Raw genomic sequence first — 21,789 nt, 5'->3', positions numbered from 1 at the left:
TTATCACACAAAAAAACGTTCCCGGCTCGCATCTGATAGCTGCGAATCGGGAACGTTTTTTTGTGCCAATATAGGCAACATCATCATCATTTCTCTCTCTGTACGACATGCCTCTTTAGGAATTAAATGCGTCTTCATGGTTGCTGGTTGTCTCGTACTCATAAGCTGCGCTCCCCGTCTCGGCCACGGAGAATGGTCGAGCAGGAGAAGCGTCATTCCCCAGATCCAGGTAAACGCTGTATCTTGTTTCTTCCACCCGAAACAGTGGAATGAAGTTCAGGACTTCTCCTTGCTCACTTTCTGCAACGAATGCCAGTTCCTCCCCGGGAAGTCTGACGATCTTCTCATGCAGATTGCCTGCCGTCATTCCCTTCACTCTTCTGTAATCCCCCAGCTGTGCCAGCAAAATGTTACCATACATCATCGCGGCTTTGCTATCCGAACCTTGCAGTGGAACCAGATGCAGCTTGGCATCAATCTCAATCTCGATGATATCCCGATCATGAAATTCTCGCTCAATGACGATGTAACCATTCTTATGTTGCACATCTGGGGCACTGGCGTTGATTTTCACCGCTGCGACAGACTTCTCTTTCAGGTACAATGCCAATATCACGGGTCTTACCGTCTTGATCACCAGGGTAGACACAAGCGTATCGGGATATTTGCTGCACTGCTCAATGCGGGTGTGCTCGCTCCACTCTACGGTTGACGAGATGAATGCATTTAACAGCAATCTGTTTCCGCTTCTGAACCAGATGTTTTTCTGCAGCTCGCTCATCGCCTCGATACCGGAACCCGTACAACACCAGAAGGAATCATAGGCACTGCTGAAATTTTTGGTTACACCGCTTCCCATTGGCTGGTGGTATTGAGACAGCCCTGTCTGACTGCTGGCACTATTCAATATGGCATTATATTTAAGTAATTCCATATGTTCCAGATATTCAACTCCATCGGACCATGAATGCAATCGCTCCAGTATGCGTTCGGTGTTGTGTGCACAACAGCTCTCACTCTCTCCACCTGTCAGTGCATCTTCCAACCTTCCGAAATGGCCCCAATGTTCCGATTTCTCGGAAACTCCGCCTTGGACAGGAGCGAAAGCCTTTGAACTGTTATTGCCATTGGCAAATGTTCTTCTTTTCAAAAATTTGTAGAAATGTATTGCTGCCTCTCTGTATTGGCTCTCGCCAGTGATCTCATGACGGTGCATTGCTGTTATGATCATGGGAAGATGCGTGTTGGCGTGCAGATCTGCAAGCATATCCTGACCATTAACAAGCGGATCTATAAAATAGTCTCTGTCGAACAAATGTGCAAGCTCCAGTATTTTCGCATCTCCGGTAAGTTCATGGAGTGAGTAAAGGGCATCTCCCATTCCTCCGAACTCATTCGCCGGATTCAGCCTTGTGCAGCGGAGAATGCCATCGATTTGCCAAAAAGAGAGCTTTGCAAACCGTCCGGATATATAATGGGCCATATTCACTCCAAGCTGCAAAGCCTTCATATTCCCCAGATATATATGACAGTCGATGAGTCCTTGCATTACTTTGTGAAGGGTATAGTACGGTGCCCAGACCTTTGGACTATGCTCGCTTTCCAACTGGTCAAGCTGATCCTCCTCGAAGGCGCTTAAGTATCCGTTCGGACGTGCACAGGATTCCAGGATATCCACTATCTCGTTGGCCTTCGACGTCAGTTCCCGATGCTGATTGGCAAAAGCCAATTTGGCACATGCCGAGAGATAATGTCCTGTAAAATGTCCTCTTAGGCCGCAATCTTCGGCTTCCCATCCATTCAGAGGCTCTGCACACGATGGTTTTCCTGCATTGATTCTGAACGTGTGCATAAGTCGTTCGATACGAAATGACATCAAATAGGTTTGCACAAGCTGCTGCCGATGTGCAAAATCTCCTTTTGTCAACCTGACTTCATTCAGGCCAAAGTTGGTGAACAAAGGGACACCTCGTTTCAATGTATATCTGATTTGTTCCACCTGATGCATGCAATGGGACACCTCAACTATTTGGAAATAGAAGAAGCATCATAGGAAGACTGCATGATTTCCAGATAACGATTGATGTTCAGTCCCTCCAGTCCTTTCACATAATCTTCCCAATCCTTATCGAGACTTTTCGCTCCCGTAATGAATTGCAGCGCATTTTGATCGATATAGTCTTTAAGATTAGTCTGCATCATGCTTGTTTCATCCGCCAGAGACGGGTCAACCCAGAGTGCCCAGTGAGGGAAAACGTCCGTTGGCTCTTTTCCTTCCATCAATAATGTAGCCTCATACAGTCGCCGTTCATAACCGTCATTGGCGTAGATGTCCTTGCCCTGTACTTCGGCGTCACGATAGGCACGGTGATGATTGTACTGACTCAATGCTGCCCAGCTGTCATTGCGAGGTTCTTCTCCGGAAGGAAGCGGAATGGCTTTGTAGAGCGGCTCTATCTGATCATTGAGCGCCACTTCGCCTTCCTGTGGTTTACGCCAGCTTGTGCCCTCTTCTCCCAGATAAGATGCCATGGTCCCTTCTTGGGTGTAGAAATAATCCAGCAGCTTAATGGCTGCAATCTGTGTTTCCTCGCTGGCCTTGTTCGTCAGTACAAAAGACGCTCCGGGATCGATTGGATAGTTATACGTAGCATAGGTTGCATTCGGTCCCTTCAGTGGAGGGATGGGATTGTAATCATTTCCGTAAGGTGAACCTTCGGCAGTGGTTACAAATAACGATGGATGCATCGCTGCTCCTGCACCGAGAAGCTGTGCATCGGCATTATCACCGATCTTTTTGAAAGCACCCACGTTCTGCGTAAAGGCCCCCGGATCGATCAGCCCTTCATCATACAGGGATTTGATATACGCAAGTCCTTCTTTCCACTCCGGCTTATTCGCAACGGTCTCCACTTTCCCTTGGTTAACGATGAGATAATTCCGATCATCGTCATAGATAAAACCGTTCATTAAATAAGGGATAATGTGCACCCCAAAATTCTCGGTAGAACCACTTAGGGGCACTTCATCTGCCTTACCATTTCCGTTTGGATCTTTGGTTTTAAATGCCCGAAGCATTTCCTTAAACTCTTCTGTCGTTGCAGGCTCGGTCAAACCTAATTGTTCCATCCATTTGGTGTTGACCCACATCTTGTTCGGGTATGAACAGTGAAAACATTCATTCAAACCTGTCAGACCATAGATATTTCCATCTGGAGCGGTATTCATGGCCCGATAATAGTCATTGCTTTCAAGCACTTTTTTAATATTCGGGGCATGTTTCTCAATCAGATCATTCAGCGGTAATATTACCCCCTGTTGGCCAAACTTCAACAAGTCTGTCTGGGAGAACCGATCTACCCACGGTATTAACAGATACAAGTCCGGATAATCGCCGGAAGCCAGTGAAATCTGTCTTTTCTCGGCTGCACCATCGAATGGAACCGTAGTCCAGTTGAATTGGATATCAAATTTCTCTTCCATTTTCTTCGTGAATTTATTGGTGGACAGATTGGTGTCCGAGCCTTGGTGTGCAAACACATTAATGGCTGTCTTGCCTGACGAATCGCCGCCTTCTCCGTTCCCCTTTTCAGAACTGGAACATCCGGCAAGAACCAACGAGGTAAATAGCATACAGGCAAGAATGATGAAACCCGCTTTTTTCAATACAATCCTCTCCCTTATGAATAATAGAAAAATGAACCTATCCTTTGACAGAACCAATCAACATGCCTTGCACGAAATATCGTTGTACAAAAGGATAGATAATCAGAACCGGCAGGCTGGCCATGACAATTAATGAGTATTTCATGAGTTCAGCCATCTGTTGCTGTTTGATCATTTCTGAAGCGTCCATATTTCCCGTACTGCTGTTCAGAATAAGAATGCTGCGCAATATCAGCTGTAGCGGGTAGAGCGATTGTGATTTCAAATAAATGAGAGCGTCAAAGTATGCATTCCATTGACCAACTGCGTACATAAGCGACAACACGGCAATGATTGGTTTGGCGAGCGGCAGGATGACACTGAAGATAAAACGGATGTCACTGCACCCATCGATGTCTGCTGCTTCGGACAGCTCTTCCGGTATTGAATTCTGGAAAAATGTACGTGCAATGATGACTTGCCAGACCCAGATAGCATTGGGAATCAGCAGCGCCCAGCGGGTATCAATCAGCCCCATCGTTTTGACCACCAGGTAGGTAGGAATCAAGCCGCCCGAAAACAGCATGGTGAAGGTGATAAACATCATTAGTGAGCTGCGACCAACAAATGTCTTTTTGGATAACGGATACGCAATCATGATGGTCAGAGCCACGCTGATTAACGTACCGCAGGCTGTGTAGAAAAGGGAATTGGCATACCCCGTAAGGACTTGATCATTGCGTAATACAGACTTGTAACCATCGAATGTCAGGTCAATGGGCCACAACCAGACTTTTCCTGAGGAGACGGCAGCAGGGCTGCTAAGCGAAGAACTCACAATGTATATCAAGGGATACAACACGGCGATCAGCACCACCGTCAGCATGAAATAAACAACCGTTATAAATACGCGATCTCCCCAAGATTCGCGGATTGTACTGCTGCTCCTGATTCGGGAACGACCGGTATCTGTTTGTGTGTTAGACATGAATTAGTGCTCCTCCTTTCGCTCCCGTTACCATAAGCTTGTGTTGGACAGTCGCTTGGCGACCGCGTTTACGATTAATAGCAAAACCAGGTTAATTACCGAGTTGAACAAGCCAACCGCAGTAGCGAAGCTGTAATTGGCATTCAGCAATCCTATTTTATAGACATACGTGGAGATGATTTCCGAGGCAGACAGGTTGAGCGGATTTTGCAGCAAATATATTTTCTCGAATCCGACAGCCATGATGTTGCCTACACTCAGAATCAGAATGATGACGGCTGCTGGAAGCAATCCAGGCAGATCAACATTAATGATTTTCTGCATTCGGTTGGCTCCGTCCACTTTGGCAGCTTCGTACAGGGATGGGTCAACACCCGCGAGAGCGGCCAGATATATGACAGCGGAGTATCCCATTCCCTGCCACACATCGGAGAATACGTAGATGGAACGAAACAGTCCAGGCTCTCCGAGAAAATTCACCGCTTCAAAACCAAGTGCACCTGCGATTGTATTGACAATACCCAACCGAGGAGACAGAAAGAGCATAATGATGGAGACCATTACTACGGTAGAGATGAAATATGGAGCATACGTCACCATTTGCACGATTTTTTTGAATCGTATGTTTTTGATTTCATTCAGCGCGAGTGCCAGTAATATAGGAATCGGGAAACCGACAATCAGGCTGTAAAACGAAATGTAAAGCGTGTTCTTGATGAGTGTGATGAATGCCGGATTTTGAAAAAGCAATTCAAAATACTTGGTTCCGGCCCACGGACTGCCCCAGATTCCCTTGATGACGTTGTAATCTTTAAACGCCAGCACCGCATTCACCATTGGTACATACTTGAAAATAATAAAGTAAGCAATTGGTGGCAGGATTAACAGATACAGCTGCCAATGTCGCCTCCAGCTTCTGGATAATGCTCGCTGCAAGGCAGACGATTTACTTGTCTTTTCTACGGACTTCGATTCACTTGTCATTGTTGTTCTCAGAATCATCCCCCCATTCAAGGCTCCCATTCATAATGAGCTTCATCATAATTGGTAGCGCTTACTTTCGGGGTAATCATAAGATTTTCTCTGGGAAGGCGTAAAGGTACAGTTACACTGAAAACGTACATAATACGAATATATATCCTTGTAAACAGCCTACATTAACCGCTATGACCATCCATTTTCCGAAACACGCTTGGCGAAATGCCGCGTACCCGCTTGAACGCTCGTCGGAATGAATGCGCACTGTTATACCCGGTAGCCTCGGCTATCTCGTCAATGGTGCGACCAGTGGATTGCAACAGGTTGGAAGCCGCTTCAATGCGCACATGTTCTACGTAATCAGATAGATTTTCTCCCGTATGTTCTTTGAACAGTTGGGATATATACTTCTCCGACTTGCTCATGTACTCGGCAATTCGATAGATCGTCAAGTTTGCATCCGCATAACTTTGTTGAATAAATTCAATCATTTCGATCACCGTATCCGCATGTGCCCCTGCTCTTCTAGTCTGGAAGTCACCGCAAATGTCTTCTGTCAGCTGCTTAAACTTTCCGCGCAGCACAGCGATCGTTTCGGTCATCTGAATAGAGGTCACCCGATTTTTATATTCCTCCAGCAGGGAGGCATCCAGCTTGAATTTTGGCTCGTCCAGCTTCAGGAAGGTCCCTTTTAACTCCATGATGAACTGCTGCGTCATCTCGTAGGACAGTTCCCGCTCCTCCAGATTGCGAAGAAATAATTGCTCCAGAATACGTATCGCCTCTTCTGGCTCCCCGGCTTTGATTGTGTTCAGCAGGCGCTGTTCGGACTCAATCGGATAATAGAACATTTCATTTTCCTTCATCGTATCTTCAAATCTCACCAAATGATCTGTTCCCATATGAATGCCATAATCCAGGGCTTGTTTCGCTTCGTCAAATGAGCGACCTGCATCATTCCAGACCTCATACGCTGCACCTGTACCAATTGTTGTAGATATCCGATGTTCCCTGTAGATCACTTTCATTAAAGTATTCAGCTCTTGTTCACATCTTCGCATCGCTTCATTCAGTGGATTTGCATCCAATGGGCAAGCAAAAGCAATCTGGTCCGTTCCCCAATCCGTAATCAGTACCTGGGCATTCCACTCTGTAAGTACCTGCTTGACGAGAAGCCTCGCGACGCCCAGTTCATGAATCGTCTCTTCACTGTCTGGATTAGCATAGCCGTTTACTCTCACCAAACCTGCTAAGCCCTTGCTGCTATGAAGTGAAATGTGTGCCTGTGATGAGATGACTTCAAGCTCCGTGGAGGTATAGAATTCCCCGGTTAACAACCGTTTGATAAAACCGTCTCTCAATAATGGAATCTGCTCATTCATGGCATTTGTAAGCGAGTCATTATTTGCAATCAGATTGTTAATATGGCTTGCCAAGAAATCATATTCATTCCCCCGTCTGCCGGGAGAATCGGTGATGTGTTCCCGGAAAGTGGCCAACAGTTTGTACACGGGGGCACTATTCCGATAAGCCAGAACCAACCCGAACAGCAATCCCAGGGCAATCGTTGCCAAAGTAAAGGCCAGTGTGACTTGTTTAATCTGGTCCGCTTTGGTCATGAGTGCTTTCTCGGGAATGCCTGCCATGTAATTCCATCCATTTTGACTGGATTGAATCGATATCAACAGTCGATCATCGCTTCCAGGCTGAACGCTCTGTACATTCTTCGCATTCTGCTCCGTTTTGGCAGCTTTACCTTCGATCCGCTGACTTTGTGCCACTTGCTTAGCCTCGGCCTGATCAATGCCTAGCGAGAAAATGATCTGTCCTTCTGCATCGGTGACGAGAGTCCAGCCGCCATATTGATCCACAATATTTTGAGTCAGGCTCGCCATCTTATCCTGATCAATCATGACACCAATCGTCGCTTGCGGCTTGTTGAAGCTGTTCAGAGGAAGAGATTGCAGAAATGTGATGGCCGGAACATCTGCAAGCACGGTACCGACAATTTCACGTTTATAGTTTCGAAGCGGTATGATCTCGTTAAAGTGCGGCTGTTTCAAAATGTGGTCATACCACTGTTCAAACGACATACCGTCCAGCTGATTGGCAGCATAATAATGTTCTGGACGATAATATACGGTTCTTGGTGTGATAATGGCATTGTAGTTTGGAATGTGGATGAAGAAATGGGACAAGTATTCATTGGTACTGCTATACATGGAGAGGCTGCGCTGCATGCGGTTCATACCATATACATTGTAGAGATCATGCGGCTTCGGACCAGCAATTAAATTTTGCAAATCCGGATTGACGGCAAGCTGTCTGGTAAAGGCTTCGACTTGAAGAAGATTTCGCTCAATAATCTCTTTGCCGAGACTCAGCGACTTGTAGCTGTTCTCAATAGAGCTGGAGCGGGCCGCTTCAATGGAGGCGCGATAAGAGGCATATCCCGCAATTTGAGGAATCATCAGAATGACAAGATAGGAAATGAGGAAACGGCGGAACACGGGTGAAAATTTGGACCATAGGAGCTGCATATGTACCCCCCTTTTTTTATCAAGCGCTTACATTTCTCTTTGATTAGGTAGCTGTTCCATGATACACCGGGCATTTCTTCTTAGTGAAGGTACAACTTCTTTCTTATGGTACATTTTCGTACTACAGCGTACAATGCTTGCATGAAAATAAATGTCTCTCTGCTATTTGGTGCACAACTATAGTTGCAACTTACCTTCGCACGGCCTGCATGCCAAAGGATTAAAAAATAAACGCAAAAAAACCTCCCCAAGACCAGGAATGGCTTGGGAAGGTTTTTGTAAAGCTTTGTTTTTTAATTGCTGACGGCAACAAATTTCCATTGTTGGTTTGTTGCACCCGTGTAGGTATTCTGCTGCAATTTGGCACCATCCGACGTGGAAGCGTTGGCGACTTCAATCGCTTTATTGCTGTTCACGTTGATGATACTCCAGTATCCGTTTCCAAGGTCATTCACTTTGAAATGCTGAGCGGTAGTGTTCAGGTTGCTCATGAGCTGGACCACTTCCCCATTGGTGTTGGTACCGTTGCGAATGTCGATGACTTTGTCTGGTGAGTTCACACTTGTCAGTGTATAGTTGCCGCTGCCGATCGAGGTCAGAACCCACTTCTGAGGGTTGCCACCCAGATCGCTCCACTGCTGGAGCTGAAGATTGTTTTCGTTTAGACCACCAGGTACATCAATGACCTTGTTAGAATGCCGGGCTACAATTTTGTAGGTTGCACCGGATACCAGCCCTGTTGTTGGTCCACCTGATCCACTGCCCGGGTAAGTCTGGGCACGTTCATGGTACCAGTTAAACAGGAATCGTCCCATGGCACTCCGTGAAGCATCCCCGTCCCACTTCAGGCCGGCCGTTGGATCAGCAAAAGAGCTTCGTGGTCCTTCACTTAGAATGAATCCGTTCATATGTGCTGCAATGCTGACGTTACCTGCTGCGTTGAAGATCGTTTTGGTATTGGTACCGAAACCTTCATTGCTGCCATTAAACAGGTTCCAATAGGCCGAATCGCCAGGTTTGTTTTTGAACCAGGTCACCTCGGTAATGTTAATTGGATATTTGTCAGCGGCTGCCTTCACGTTGGTATTCCACTGGTCTTGCAGGATTGAGAAATTGTCATATGCGCCATAACCAGGGTACCAGTGAACCGCATATCCATAGTTGTTGAGCGGGTCAGTCAATGGATGACTTGCCGTTAAGCTGTAAAATTGGTTGTATCCCAGACCTGCCGCCCAGATGACATTGTCCGCACCTTTGCTGCGAATTGTTGAAATCATGGAATTTTGGAAATTACGCAGGTCATTCCAGTGATCCACAAAGTCATTTTCCCCGTTGTATCCACCCCAATGTCCATTGGCATAGGATTTCACCGGTTCGTTGATCAGTTCGAAGTGAACGTTGTCTGCACTTTTGATCTCCGGGCGTGAAGCGAGATAACCCCAGATTTCATTGAATTTTTGCAGGTTTGCAGGTGTTGTTGCCTGATCATCCTTTAATGTGAAGTCGAGTCCCAGGACCACATATACGCCTTTGCTCTTGGCATATTGGATATACGGAATAATGACATTTTGCGTAACGGTCTGCACACCGGCAAAGTTATATGTACCAGCAGCCACATCTCCCATATCCTGACGGTCGATAAACAGACGTACCTGATTCATATTCCAGCCATGATTGCTTCCGTATTTCGGGCTGGTATCCGCAAATGTATCGGTAATGTCCTTCAGATAAGCCAGAGTAGCTGCATGACGGTTATTACCGTGTAGATTGAGGTAATAATTGCTATCCTGATATGTCCAGTAGGCGCCTGAAGGTTGATGCCAACCGTTCAGAAGCACAGGCTGATTGTTGCTGTTCACCAGGTTTTTGCCGTTAACGTGAAGCTTACCCATCGGCATGCCCACCCATGCCTCGGCTCGGTTACCTCCCCATGGAACAATGGTGATCAATAAAGCAAGAATGATTAAAAGTTTGAAAGATGTCAAAATCTTCTTCACTATAATTCCTCCTCTTCTGATGTAATGCCTTGCTATACTGCGAAGTAACGCTGTCATCGCATTCCTAAACCAGCATATCGCTCAGGTCGGAGCCCGCTCCCGCAACCCATTCCATACCAGCAAGGGAATTCTTCGGAGCGAAGGGTTGCGATTCTGAAGTGAACAGTTTTGCAAATGATCGCAGCAAGCCCCCTTTTTACAAGTGGAATGTTCCATGGAATCCCTCCTTCCTTATCCAGGCTGATCGCCGCGCCAAAGGTACAGGTGAATTGAACTTAACCGACGATTCCTGTACGCTCAACACTCTCTACGAAATATCGTTGTACAAACAGATAGATGACGATCAAAGGCAGAATCGCAAGAAGAATTCCTGTATCCTGAATCATGCTCAGATAGAACGGATCAGCTTGGGAGGCTGCACCGTCAGTAACCTGCTGAGCCAGATTATAAGGAAGAGATGACAACTGGGTCGACATGACTTTACTCGAAGTCAGATAAGTTGTTGTATAGAAGCTGTCATTCCACTGCCATACGAACGAAAACAACATGACCGTAACCATGGACGGAATCGCATTGGGTAACATAATGGTTGAGAATGTTCGGCCGATGCCCGCACCGTCCACATAGGCCGCCTCCTCCACTTCCTTCGGAATACCTCTGAAGAATTGCCGGAAAATGAAGATGTATAAACCAGCCTTGAGTGAATTGGCTGTAATCGCGGTCAGAATAAACGGCCAATAGGTGTTCAGCAGATTAACCGGTTTGCCTGTGATAAGCGTCATAAGTCCCATCAGATCAAAGCTCTTCAGATTCAGGTATACCGGAATCAGAATGGTCGTCGGTGGAACAAGAATGGTCAGGATTACCCCGGCAAACAGCCAGTTGCTTCCCTTGAACTTCAGTCTGGCGAATCCGTACCCTGCAAGCGCACAGGATGCAGTGGTCAGCAGTGTGGTTGTTGCAGATAATGCAAATGTATTAAACAGCGTTGCCCAGTAATCCATGACGCGGATAGCCTGCTTGAAATTGTCGATGGAGAAGTTCTGCGGGATCCACACGACCACTGCGGAATACAGATCGCCTTTATCCTTGATGGACGTTGACACCTTCTGGAATATGGGAAACAGGATAACGAAGGACAGCCCGGTAATCAGGACAAACCGGATCATGGCCCACAGCCAGCCTTTCCAATGCTCCAGCGATAATAATCGTGAAGTTGTCACGTAGAGCACCCCCCTTTCTAATCTTGATAGAAGACACGCTTCGAGAAGATGATGGATACGATAACGAGAATTATGGCAATGGCCAGGAAGTAGACCCATGCCATGGCGGAGCTTAAACCAAAGTCGAACTTGACGAAGCCGGTATCCCGGATCAGTTCTGTCATGGCGTTATTGGCAAACGAATCGATTATTGTATAGATCGCATTGACAAAAATCAGCGGGCTGACCATCGGAAATGTAATTTTCCAGAATGCTTCATAACCCGTAGCTCCTTCCATCTTCGAAGCCTCATACAGCTGAGGGGAGATTGTCTGGATGCCTGCCAAAAAGATCAAAATCTGTACACCGGATTGACTGACGATCTGATAGATCCGATCTACGGCGCTGCTCAGGTACGTAACGATCCAGTCGCTTACTCCGGCATTAACCATCAGATTTTCGAGTTCAAATGTCCCGAGTGAACTGCCGCCTGTACTGCTCTGGTTCACCGCTTCAATCAGACTGGTGCTCTCCAGCGTCATAATTACTCCCGATGCCAGAATAACGGGCAGGAAGAAGATCGACCGGGCAACAGCCCGGCCCCTGAACTTCTGATTCAGGATGACAGCGAGGAACAGACTGAATATAACGATTAGAGGTACGTTGATGAGTACGTCTGTGATTGCCTCGATTAACGCACGGTTGAAGCTCGTATTGACGGTTAGCGCCTGAATGTAATTAGCGACACCGGTGAACTGAATCGCTATGCCTTCCGCGTTGGCCTGAATTGTACTCATGCTGTATCGCAGAGAGGCTAACAGCGGAATGAAGAAAAATAACACAAAACCTATGAGCCAGGGGAGCACGTAAATTACGCCCCACATGGCTTTCTGCTGAGCATACGTACGACTTCCCCATTTCCATTTCAGGAGCGTCTTCAGAGCTGCTCACCACCAGTCACATAGCTTTGGGCTTCCACTGTAACGTTGTCAACATCTACAGGGAAGTCGTTATAATTGACGATTACGAATCCGCCGCCTTCATACATGGTCCGGAACACGCCTTCTTCAATGGATTCATGAAATATCATGGAACGTCCCGTAAATGACTGGTTTACGTCGTTGACCTCATTGTAGATGTCAGCAGCCAGATCCATCCATTGTTCGTAATTCGCCGCATAGAGTTGATCATAATCTGTTTCTTTCACAACATGGTTTGGTGCATTGAACCAGGCAAAGTAAGGGCTCGCTCCATATTCAATCAACTTCAATACATACTGTCTTGCGTCCGTATAAGTAGAAAGATTGTATGGCATACCTGTATAACTAATGCTGCCGTGTACAACGAGCTGATAGAATGGAATCTCTTCATCCTCCAGCTTGAAACGGCTGCTATTCATTGGAGCATCTGTCAACCCGGTTACATATGGCAGTGCGTAAGCGTTTCCGCCTTCCGCAACGACAGGGCCTACCTGCTGTTTGATCTGTTCAAGTGCTTTCTTGACAGAGCCCAGTGCTTCCGTTCGATCCACCAACTTTTTCGGATTCATGTCGCTGTTCAGCTGAGCGGCCAGGTCATTCAGACTCAACGAAAGTTCATCTTTTTGAAGAGACTTGAGTTCATCCAGCATCTCTGCCGTCACGTTCTCCAGCAAGTTGGGCGACAGCACATAGGAAGGTGAACGATCCCTGTCACGACGCTGTATGGCCTGGTTCATCGGATACATAACCGCCGGTTCCTGGGTTAAGGTTCGGGAAGCTTCTTTAGACGGTTTAAATCCTTTTTTGGATAACACATTTATCAGAGCAATATCCGGATAAAAGCCGATGCCTGCTTCTTTGGTGAATGCACTGAATTCCCGCAATCCCTTTTTGCCACCCACGGCACCGTCCACGTGAATGGAATCGGGCATCCTATGATAAAGCCCTCCGTTAAACCACCCGGCATAGCGAACCTGTATATTGGATACCTTCTTCTCCTTCAAGGTGGTGAGAATGTTTTTGGCTTCATCAAACGTCGTCAGAGCCTCCGTTGAATCGTACGGTATGCCCAACATATGCTGGCTTGTTGTCATGGCACCGAACAGTTGCAGATAAAACGGAACATCATTCTGATCCTTACTGGCGCTCAGCTCGGGAAGTCCGCCATTTTGCATCAGATAATCCCGATAAAGAGAGGCAAGCCCGGAGTACGAGGCCTTATCCGCCCCTACAAAAGCGTATCGAACGGCGAAGTCGGACACGGTCGGATTCTTCTGAAATTTCGGAAGTGTACGAACCATATCGCTTGCCTGAAGTGTCACATCGCTCTTGTTCACAACATAGAAGCTTGGATATACGTTGTTATAACTGTTTAGCTTGCCGCTGATATCGGCATTCACAACGGCAACGGCATCCCCTTCCTCAACAATACCCAGGAACGCCCCCTCTTTCCGAATAAGTCCAAACACCGGCAATCGGGCTTTGGCTTCATTCGAACTTGCTTCCCGCAGTTTCATCGTCATATCCGGTCCGTAAATATCTTGTTGATAGGCAGGATACTGCAACTTCCCATTATTAAAATGGATAAGAGCCCCCGATCCGTCCGGCACCAGCATGGAGCCTTCTTCATTCAATCCTCCGGCACCAAAATACTCCAGTATGGATATGTTATTGATCGGATATTCCTCCGGAAAATGAATGCCTGATGAAGGAACACGAACTAACAGATCCTCTCCATCCAGCTCATATTCCATCGTGATCATGAACAGCCGCGGTCCACTACGTTCCTGTTCAATGCCGAACTCGGCATGATCCTGAGCCAGGTCCTCTGGTGTGTAACCGGCCGTGTCAAAAGCTTTCAACGCTCGGGACAACTGAAGTCCCTGCATCGCCTTATCAATCCGGACGTAAGTACCTTCTTCTTTGTCCTCTGCATATCCGACCTTCAATGCCCGCTGCCCGGTCTTATCCAACTGTGCAAGCAGCTTTTGCTCAAAACGCTCTTTGCTGATCTTCATCGGCAAATCTTCAATGGATCGCTCGGTGCTGCCAAACTGGTAATTCACCCGTACGCCGTTTGGCAGTGACTCGAAGCTGATCTGCTTGTGTGCGGCACTGTCCGTGAAAGAATTCACCGTGCTGCTCTGACCCAGACTATTGAAGAAGCTGAGCTTGGTTTGTGAAGACAACAGGTCTTTGTTTATCCCTGCGGCAATTCCATCCTGTTCACGATCTGCAGGATTGCTGCGCCAGATCTGCCCGCTCTGCAAGTGAATCACTGCAATCTCGGCAGTCTCTTCATGAATGAACAGCTGAAGCTGATCATTCTGTGCAATGCCAATCATGCCTGGAAGGCGGGTATTACTGAAAGATGATTTCAGTTTTTCTCCGGGAGGCAGGGAGGGAACGTCCGTTTGATCTGCGGCAGATACCGCCTGGTTGGTCAGTGGTGCTGACGAGAACTGACATCCGCTGAGCAGCAGACTGCCCGCGAGCAGCATTCCTGTTATTTTTTTGGCTACGGCATATTTCATCACATTCTCCTCCTCCCTTAGCCCCGAAGCACTAATTCCTGATAGATGGTTACGACAAACGATACAATCTGCTGTACAAGGCTAAAGAACAAGAGGCACAGAAATGCCATAAAGGCCATAGCTACAAGTGTCAATAGCATCGTGAGTATCGTTTTGGCTGGTGTGTACTGATGAACCGTCATATTTCCCACAAATAACAGGTACACCGTCCAAGCGACGGCGAGTGCATTGGAGAAATAATAAAAGGCAGTTTCTTGTGCAGAGATCACAAGACTCAGCCAGATCCAAGGAAAATGGATTAGGAAAAGAGGCACCAGTGCAAAACAGGTTGACATAAAAATTTCAGAAAACTTGCCTTCCCCGTCCATCAAGGTGGTTAACGACCAGTTAGCCACACACCAGAAGAGGACCGGCACGATCACATATACCATTTCGAGCAGACTGTTCAGGTATTTGGGATTACTGAGATTAATCAGAAAACCGCTGTATTGGGCATGTAAAATTTTGGTGATGACCAGCAGTACCAGAATCATGCAAGCAATCAACAGTGAGTTCCTCTGGTTGCGCTCATATTTTAATTCCCAGTATCCATCAAACGGATGGAAGATCAGATGCAGCGGGTACTGATATAACTGTTTACTTGATGCCTGCATTCGTTGTCCTCCTTTTCTGCCTGCGAACGATGATGACGGTAACAAACGCAGCGACAGCCAAGAATAAACCGGACATCATCCATGAAAAATGCTCACGCATCAGCTCTTTGCGATACAAAAGAAAAGCTTTGGAATAACCTTTAGGTTCCATACTGCGCTTAAAGTATTTCGCAGATTCGCCGTATTCCTTCTGACGAAGCAGTGCTTTGCCGATTCCCGCATAAGCATATTCCAGATTGGCGTTCATCTCGGCAACTTTAGCAAACAGTACACTGGACTGCTCCTCGTCACCGTTATAATAACTGCGAACTGCTTCATGGAGCGTGCGTCCATATTCAGTTGTCTGAAAGACGGTGATTTCGCCAAGCGCTTTATCCAGAACCAACATCCGGTCTCCCGCACGTTCCAGCGCAACAGGTGTATTAAACTGGCCAAGGCGGTTTCCGATGCCGCCAAAAATATGGAGCAGATACCCGTCTCCATTGTAGGTGAAGATTCGGCCCTTGCTGGAATCTAGTACGGAATACATGTCACTGTCCCCCACGTCCACATCAATCAGACGGGATGGCCCCGCTTCCTGGGTATACACCATATCACCTTGCGGGGTCTGATAGCCTTCTCTGCGCAAAATGTCTGTGCCCTGTGCATTCAGCTTCTTGACCGGATCTTTGCCCCGATCCCCGCTAGTCGCGTAGATGAAGCCTTCTTCATCCATATCCAGATTGGTAAATTCCGTCGGAGTGAACATAACCATCTGACTGCGCTGCTCACGTGTGGCGAAGCGTTTCCATAGATACTCCACCGGGTCTACCTGAACTCTGTTTGCTCCAATAAACGATGAGAACGTACCGTCGGCGCTGAACTCCATGAATCCATCAAATACGCCTTCGGCCATGACGTAGATACGTTCCCCCTTGTCCATAACAACACGCAGAGGTTTGAATTGAAAATCCGCTTTTAACAGGTCCGATTTGGGCTCTGCGACAATCTTGACCAGCGTGCCTTTTTCATCCAAATGTACGACTCGATGATTATCCGAATCGGCGACCAGCAGATGGCCTTGATCGCTAACGTACAACCCCTGTGGATTTTTAAAATGATCTTCCTTGCCTTCCTGCTTAAATGAATCAATCGTCCGTACCAGCTTGAGGTTGCGATCCATCTCTATAATGCGGCCATTGCCCGAATCAAGCACAAAGACGTGCTGATTGGCGGTAACATGCATGTCGCTCGGCTCTTTCATAGGAATCGTGTTCAGCTTCTTGCCGGTGATAATGGTTGTTGCCTCATATGCCGCTGGTGCCGGAACTGCGTCACCCCAGAAGGAGTAATGATACGCATCCGTTTTACCGTCTGCACTCACATATGATGCCTCTTGAACGAACAACAGGAGGCAGATCATGCCCATGATGATCGATTTGCGTTTTTTCCATGTGCTTCTCCGCACCTCGCTGCCTCCTTTCTACTCTTTCATGCCTGAAGTGGCCATCGTTTGCATGACACTGCTCTGGGAGATGATAAACAGCGTGATCGGTACAATCATCAGCAGCAAGGCCACAGCCGCACCAACACCTGCACGAGCAATCCCTCCCTGTACAATCTGACTGAGCGCATAATGCAGCGTTTTCAGATTTTCACTGTAAATGAAGCTCCCGCCGTCCGTCCCCCATAATGCAGGGAACTGCAGGATCATGAGCGTGAGCCATGCCGGCTTTACATTCGGCATCACAATGCTCCAAAATATGCGGTATTCATTGGCACCGTCGATTTTGGCTGCTTCCAGCAACGCATCGGGAATCTGCTCCATGAACTGTTTCATCAGGAACAGTCCCAGGGAGAAAGCAAGCGATGGCACGATAATGGAAGCGTGTGTGTTAATCCATCCTAGCCAAGACATGACCATGTAGTTTGGAATCGCCGTGACATGCGGTGAGAACATCAGAGACAGAATGACAATCGTGAACAACACTTTCGAACCTGGAAAACGATATTTCGCCAGCGGATAAGCCGCGGCGGATGCAAGAAGGATGTGTCCTGCCGTCCCCAGGATTGTAATGAGCAGGGTATTAGCAATATAACGGGATAACGGCACCCATGAATTGCCCATAAGGTTGATCAGATCGGCAAAATTCTCTGTTGTCGGGTTATTCACCCAGAATCGCGGCGGAAAAATAAACAGCTCATCCAGCGGTTTGAATGCATTGTTGACAGCATAGATCAGCGGAAGCACCATAAATGATCCGAACACGGCCAGCAGTGCGAATAACATCAGGCTGACGGTAAATGACCGATTCAGCCTTTTTGGCATGCCAAACACGGCACGTACTTTGCTGGTCATTGTCATTCACCTATCTTTCTAAGCATTTTTTGCGTCAAAACGTTCGTACCAAGCATCAACGCAAACAGCACGGTTGCAATGGCAGAAGCGTATCCCATCTCAAAACGGATTGTACCGAAGTCCATCAGATGTGTGACGACGGTGTGAGCTGCATAGTTGACACTTGGGAAACCGGCCAATGCAATCGATATCTCGGCCACGGCGAATGAAGCCGTAATCTGCATCACCGCACCAAACATCAGTTGCGGTCTCATCGAAGGCAGGGTGATGTACCAGAGTTCCTGCCAGCGATTCTTGATCCCGTCCACGGTGCCTGCTTCAACCAGAGAACGATCGATGGTCTGAAGTCCAGCAATAAAGGCCAGGAAGCTGGTTCCGAGGCTGAGCCACAGCTGTACAATAATGACAATCGCGAGCACGTACTTCTCATCTGCAAGCCATTGGATCGGCTCCAGTGTGACACCAAGGCGCATCAGGAAGCCATTCATATACCCGTAGCTGTCACCTGAGAAGATGATCAGCCAGATGAAGAAGACATTTCCCGATATGGAGGGGGCATAGAACACCAGCGTCATGACCGCTCGAATTTTGGGAGATAGCTCGTTGATGATCCATGCAAACAAAAAGCAGGCGATATAACTGAGCGGACCCGTGATTACGGCAAAAAGCAGTGTGTTTTTGAGCGCGATCAGGAATACGTCGTCATTCAGGAAAAGCCGGGAATAATTTTGCCACCCGACAAATCGCGGCAGCTCCAGCATGTTGAAGTGAAAAAAGCTGAGCCCCAGTGAAATGCCGACCGGGATGACAGTAAACATGAAAAAAATCAGCATAAACGGTGCCATCAACACATAATAATGCCTGCTGAGATACAGATCCCTTCTCAAAAGGGACCACCAGCCGACCTGGCGGGTATGGACGGCAGGAGCGGCGGCTGTCTTGGTTGTTTTAGCTTGCAACCGTTACCCTCCCTTTCCTCTATTTCAGATTAAATTCCTTACGCTTCAACTCAATTTCATCATCAATGTACAGAACATAGTCCGATAAAGCTTCACGCGGATTTTCATTCGCATTGACCACCTTACGGAAAGCGTTATCCAGATGCCGTCCCGTGAAATAACCTCCAGGAAGCTGCGGGATCCCCTGTACCCATTTCCATTGCTTCTCCAGATTTTCATAATCCTTGACGGGCCAAGGAAGCTGTTTCAAAGCTTCAATGTTGGCTGTTGGGTAACGGGCTGCCGCCCCCATCAGACCTTCCATTTCTCGTCCGTATTCAATCTGGGTCTGCTCGTCAGTCCACCATTTCATGAACTTCCATGAAGCTTCCTTGTTGCTGGCGTTCTCAAGCATCATTACCGCGCTTGTCGCGCTGGCCACCTCATGCCTGATGGAACCATCCGGAAGCTGCGTACCAGGAACAATGGTAAAGTCCCAGAGATTGCGAATTTCCGGAGCCAAAACTGTCAACATGTTATAGGTTGTATAGTCCGCAATTCCAATCGGCATCTCACCGGTACGGAAGCGGTTTGGAAAGTCCGCTTTAAGCGGGAATTTATAATTGGTATAGAATTGTGTCCAGCGTTTAAACGCATCCATCGAAATTTCCGAATCAAGGGCACTCTTCTTCTGATCTTCCGTATAGAAGGTGCCATCATTCTGGTACAACAGCATCGCAAAGGTTGAGTTCGGCACAAGGTTTGCGTTGTTCAGTGTATCCTCGATGGGCAGATAAAACTCCATATTGTGCTTTTGCAACACAGCAATGGCGTTATACACGTCCTGCCACGTTTTCGGCGGTTCCAGTCCCAATTCGTTCAGGATATCCTTGCGGTAAAAGAGCATCGGAAAATGTTGCTGTTCTGGGAGGGCATACACACCGTCGTTATACCGGTATGGTGTCAACCCGCTTTCACGGAACCGACCCGCAATTTCCTCGAAGTCGGGGAATTTGCTCAAATCCGCTGCCGCACTTCTCATCGCATAGTTTACAGGGATGTCTTCACCCATTTGCATGGCAATGTCGGGTCCTTCACCTGCAAGCGTTGCGGGAAGCAATATGTTGGGCGGCACGAGACGCAGCTGCACGGATACATCCGTATCCGGAGTAAACGAATCATCGATCATGCCTTTCAATACCTGAGCCTGATCCCGTCCAGTCGTGATCCATACAGTAATGGAATCCTTTTTTTGCTCCACGTTACCGATGCTGTCGTAATCTTCGGTATACGAAGCCACGTATGCACCCAGCTCATGTTTCACCTGCTGAATGGCCGTCGCTTCCGCATCTGGCAAGACTTCACCCGGCGGAGACACGACGAGGTAATCCAGAGTGATCGGCTGTTCACGTACTGACAATATCCAGGTACCCAGGCCACCTACGTTAATTTTGAACGTATCCAGTCGTTTAGGAACGGTCTCCGGCTTGGCCGCCATATCTTCAAGCTGCATGACCATGGCGTGAAGCACGGCAACTTTATCACTTTGCTCACCCGTTGCCTTTTCCAGATAATCCGCTACAGAACGGAGCGTGTCTGCCTGTCGTTCAAAGACTTCCGTCATCTCCGGGATGCGTTGTTCCAACTGATAATCCCGAAGCGGATCGGGGCTGTTGGAGGTGATCATCAGGATTTTGCGATACATCTCATTCAATTCCAGCACGCTGGATTCCACGGTACGAAGCAGAGGAGCGATGTCGCCTAGCGTTACCGTCATTCGAATCCGGTGTTTCCCTTTATCCAGATGAAACTGGTAAGGCTGATTTTCTGCCGCCCCCAGCACCTGAGTTTGCCAGGATGGGCTGTAGTTGAAACGAATGCGTTTCATTTCTTTAAACGGAACTTCCCCGTTGATCGTCAGACTGCGGGTTGCGTAAATACCGCGCAATTGATCCTGTTTTACCTTTAACGCGATTTGATACAATCCGTCTTCAGGCACGTCGATTTCCCATTCGATCCATTCACCCGGCAGCTTCCAGTTGATGCCCCCGATCGCATTCATGCGAATTTTGGACACATCATAAGGTTCTAGCGATGGGCTCGAACGATCCGAGATGGGTGCCAGTGTAGGTGAAGACTTGCTGACTGCTTGTTCCCCTTGTACTTTCAGCATGACTGGAGCCGCTGGTTTCAGCCCCTGTGAGGCATAAGTTGCCTCAAGCTCTGCATAGGTCGGGATCTCCCCTTCCTGATACAGCTCAATATAATCAATCGCCATACTTTCTCTTAATGAAGTGAGCGATAACTGCGGGTTTCCTTTTTCAAAATAAAACTGAAAGGGCTCCTCGAAATAGCCTCCGCTATCCTTGAAGGAAGTCAACTGCCACTCGGGCTGTTCCACTTGTCTTGGCCTGAGATCGTTATCCCGATCGTCACGACGAACGTTATCCTCGCGATTCCCCCACACCCTGTCAAACAAGAGAACATCGGCCCCTCTAAAAGGAACCTCCCCATTCACCTCGAGTCTGCGTTCAATACCCGAGCTTTTACCCTCTACAGGGTAATAGTGAATGCGAATATTGTACAAACCGCTCATTTGAACGGGAACATCCCAACGAATGGTTCCAGTTTCCGGCGTAATTACAGCGCTCCCATCCAGTCCGGCATAACCTTGCACGACCTCGAATTCTCCGTCAGTTGCCTGAACATAAGATTCGCCTTCAATGCGTATTGTTTTCTCGGGTTTAGCCGCATTGTCATGAGTAGTCAGATAATGGTCATAACTGAATGAATCCTCGGTTGCCGATACTGCGTCAAAGTCCTCAAGCGCATGTACCGTCCCCGGATAACGATCCCGCGATGGATATAGCGTCCATATGGAGAGTACCAGGGCAAGGACAAGCACCAAGATTAGTCCCTTTTTCTTACGTGACCGCATGTTCGAATGTATCCCCTTTCCTCTAAGGTTGCGAGAACTGAACGATTGACTAACCCGG

At 47.7% G+C, this 21,789-nt stretch carries 14 protein-coding genes; all 14 read right to left on the bottom strand.

Annotation, left to right across the window (positions count from 1 at the left end; genetic code table 11):
• Positions 1-115 precede the first annotated feature (115 nt).
• Complete coding sequence (locus tag MKY85_RS14585) at positions 116-2,008, bottom strand: beta-L-arabinofuranosidase domain-containing protein (protein WP_342573151.1); 1,893 nt, start codon at positions 2,006-2,008, stop codon at positions 116-118.
• Between the two features lie 17 nt (positions 2,009-2,025).
• A complete protein-coding gene (locus MKY85_RS14580) occupies positions 2,026-3,666 on the bottom strand; it encodes an ABC transporter substrate-binding protein (RefSeq protein WP_339261180.1) in 1,641 nt (546 codons plus the stop codon).
• A 37-nt stretch (positions 3,667-3,703) separates the two neighbouring features.
• A complete protein-coding gene (locus MKY85_RS14575; RefSeq protein ID WP_253435665.1) occupies positions 3,704-4,633 on the bottom strand; it encodes a carbohydrate ABC transporter permease in 930 nt (309 codons plus the stop codon).
• A gap of 27 nt (positions 4,634-4,660) precedes the next feature.
• Positions 4,661-5,515: an ABC transporter permease subunit gene (locus tag MKY85_RS14570; RefSeq protein WP_339243069.1), complete on the bottom strand. Its 855-nt coding sequence runs from the start codon at positions 5,513-5,515 to the stop codon at positions 4,661-4,663.
• Between the two features lie 275 nt (positions 5,516-5,790).
• Positions 5,791-8,151, bottom strand: a complete 2,361-nt coding sequence (locus tag MKY85_RS14565; RefSeq protein ID WP_342573149.1) for a helix-turn-helix domain-containing protein — start codon at positions 8,149-8,151, stop codon at positions 5,791-5,793.
• 293 nt (positions 8,152-8,444) lie between these two features.
• The gene (locus MKY85_RS14560; protein WP_339261176.1) at positions 8,445-10,148 is read right to left on the bottom strand and encodes an RICIN domain-containing protein; all 1,704 of its coding nucleotides are present in this window, start codon (positions 10,146-10,148) and stop codon (positions 8,445-8,447) included.
• 275 nt (positions 10,149-10,423) lie between these two features.
• Positions 10,424-11,371, bottom strand: a complete 948-nt coding sequence (locus MKY85_RS14555; RefSeq protein WP_339242688.1) for a carbohydrate ABC transporter permease — start codon at positions 11,369-11,371, stop codon at positions 10,424-10,426.
• Between the two features lie 17 nt (positions 11,372-11,388).
• The gene (locus tag MKY85_RS14550) at positions 11,389-12,234 is read right to left on the bottom strand and encodes a sugar ABC transporter permease (RefSeq protein ID WP_253435651.1); all 846 of its coding nucleotides are present in this window, start codon (positions 12,232-12,234) and stop codon (positions 11,389-11,391) included.
• 53 nt (positions 12,235-12,287) lie between these two features.
• A complete protein-coding gene (locus MKY85_RS14545) occupies positions 12,288-14,864 on the bottom strand; it encodes a DUF5696 domain-containing protein (protein WP_342573145.1) in 2,577 nt (858 codons plus the stop codon).
• Between the two features lie 17 nt (positions 14,865-14,881).
• Complete coding sequence (locus tag MKY85_RS14540) at positions 14,882-15,517, bottom strand: YIP1 family protein (protein ID WP_342573143.1); 636 nt, start codon at positions 15,515-15,517, stop codon at positions 14,882-14,884.
• On the bottom strand, positions 15,501-16,964 hold the full coding sequence (locus MKY85_RS14535; protein WP_342573142.1) for a hypothetical protein: 1,464 nt from the start codon (positions 16,962-16,964) through the stop codon (positions 15,501-15,503). The genes MKY85_RS14540 and MKY85_RS14535 overlap by 17 nt, the downstream gene beginning before the upstream one ends.
• A gap of 15 nt (positions 16,965-16,979) precedes the next feature.
• The gene (locus tag MKY85_RS14530; RefSeq protein WP_278295182.1) at positions 16,980-17,855 is read right to left on the bottom strand and encodes a carbohydrate ABC transporter permease; all 876 of its coding nucleotides are present in this window, start codon (positions 17,853-17,855) and stop codon (positions 16,980-16,982) included.
• A gap of 2 nt (positions 17,856-17,857) precedes the next feature.
• Positions 17,858-18,814 carry a sugar ABC transporter permease gene (locus tag MKY85_RS14525; RefSeq protein ID WP_339242679.1) on the bottom strand — a complete coding sequence of 319 codons (957 nt, stop codon included), beginning with the start codon at positions 18,812-18,814 and terminating at the stop codon, positions 17,858-17,860.
• 19 nt (positions 18,815-18,833) lie between these two features.
• The gene (locus tag MKY85_RS14520) at positions 18,834-21,731 is read right to left on the bottom strand and encodes an extracellular solute-binding protein (protein ID WP_342573137.1); all 2,898 of its coding nucleotides are present in this window, start codon (positions 21,729-21,731) and stop codon (positions 18,834-18,836) included.
• Between the last annotated feature and the right edge of the window lie 58 nt (positions 21,732-21,789).

The organism is Paenibacillus sp. FSL R5-0749, from assembly GCF_038595085.1.
Classification (GTDB): domain Bacteria; phylum Bacillota; class Bacilli; order Paenibacillales; family Paenibacillaceae; genus Paenibacillus.
This window is presented reverse-complemented; position numbering and strand designations above follow the sequence as displayed.

Coding starts and splice junctions, on each gene's coding strand:
- MKY85_RS14585 (WP_342573151.1), bottom strand. CDS start 2,008: ATGCATCAGGTGGAACAAATCAGATATACATTGAAACGAGGTGTCCCT.
- MKY85_RS14575 (WP_253435665.1), bottom strand. CDS start 4,633: ATGTCTAACACACAAACAGATACCGGTCGTTCCCGAATCAGGAGCAGC.
- MKY85_RS14565 (WP_342573149.1), bottom strand. CDS start 8,151: ATGCAGCTCCTATGGTCCAAATTTTCACCCGTGTTCCGCCGTTTCCTC.
- MKY85_RS14550 (WP_253435651.1), bottom strand. CDS start 12,234: ATGTGGGGCGTAATTTACGTGCTCCCCTGGCTCATAGGTTTTGTGTTA.
- MKY85_RS14545 (WP_342573145.1), bottom strand. CDS start 14,864: ATGAAATATGCCGTAGCCAAAAAAATAACAGGAATGCTGCTCGCGGGC.
- MKY85_RS14540 (WP_342573143.1), bottom strand. CDS start 15,517: ATGCAGGCATCAAGTAAACAGTTATATCAGTACCCGCTGCATCTGATC.
- MKY85_RS14530 (WP_278295182.1), bottom strand. CDS start 17,855: ATGACCAGCAAAGTACGTGCCGTGTTTGGCATGCCAAAAAGGCTGAAT.
- MKY85_RS14520 (WP_342573137.1), bottom strand. CDS start 21,731: ATGCGGTCACGTAAGAAAAAGGGACTAATCTTGGTGCTTGTCCTTGCC.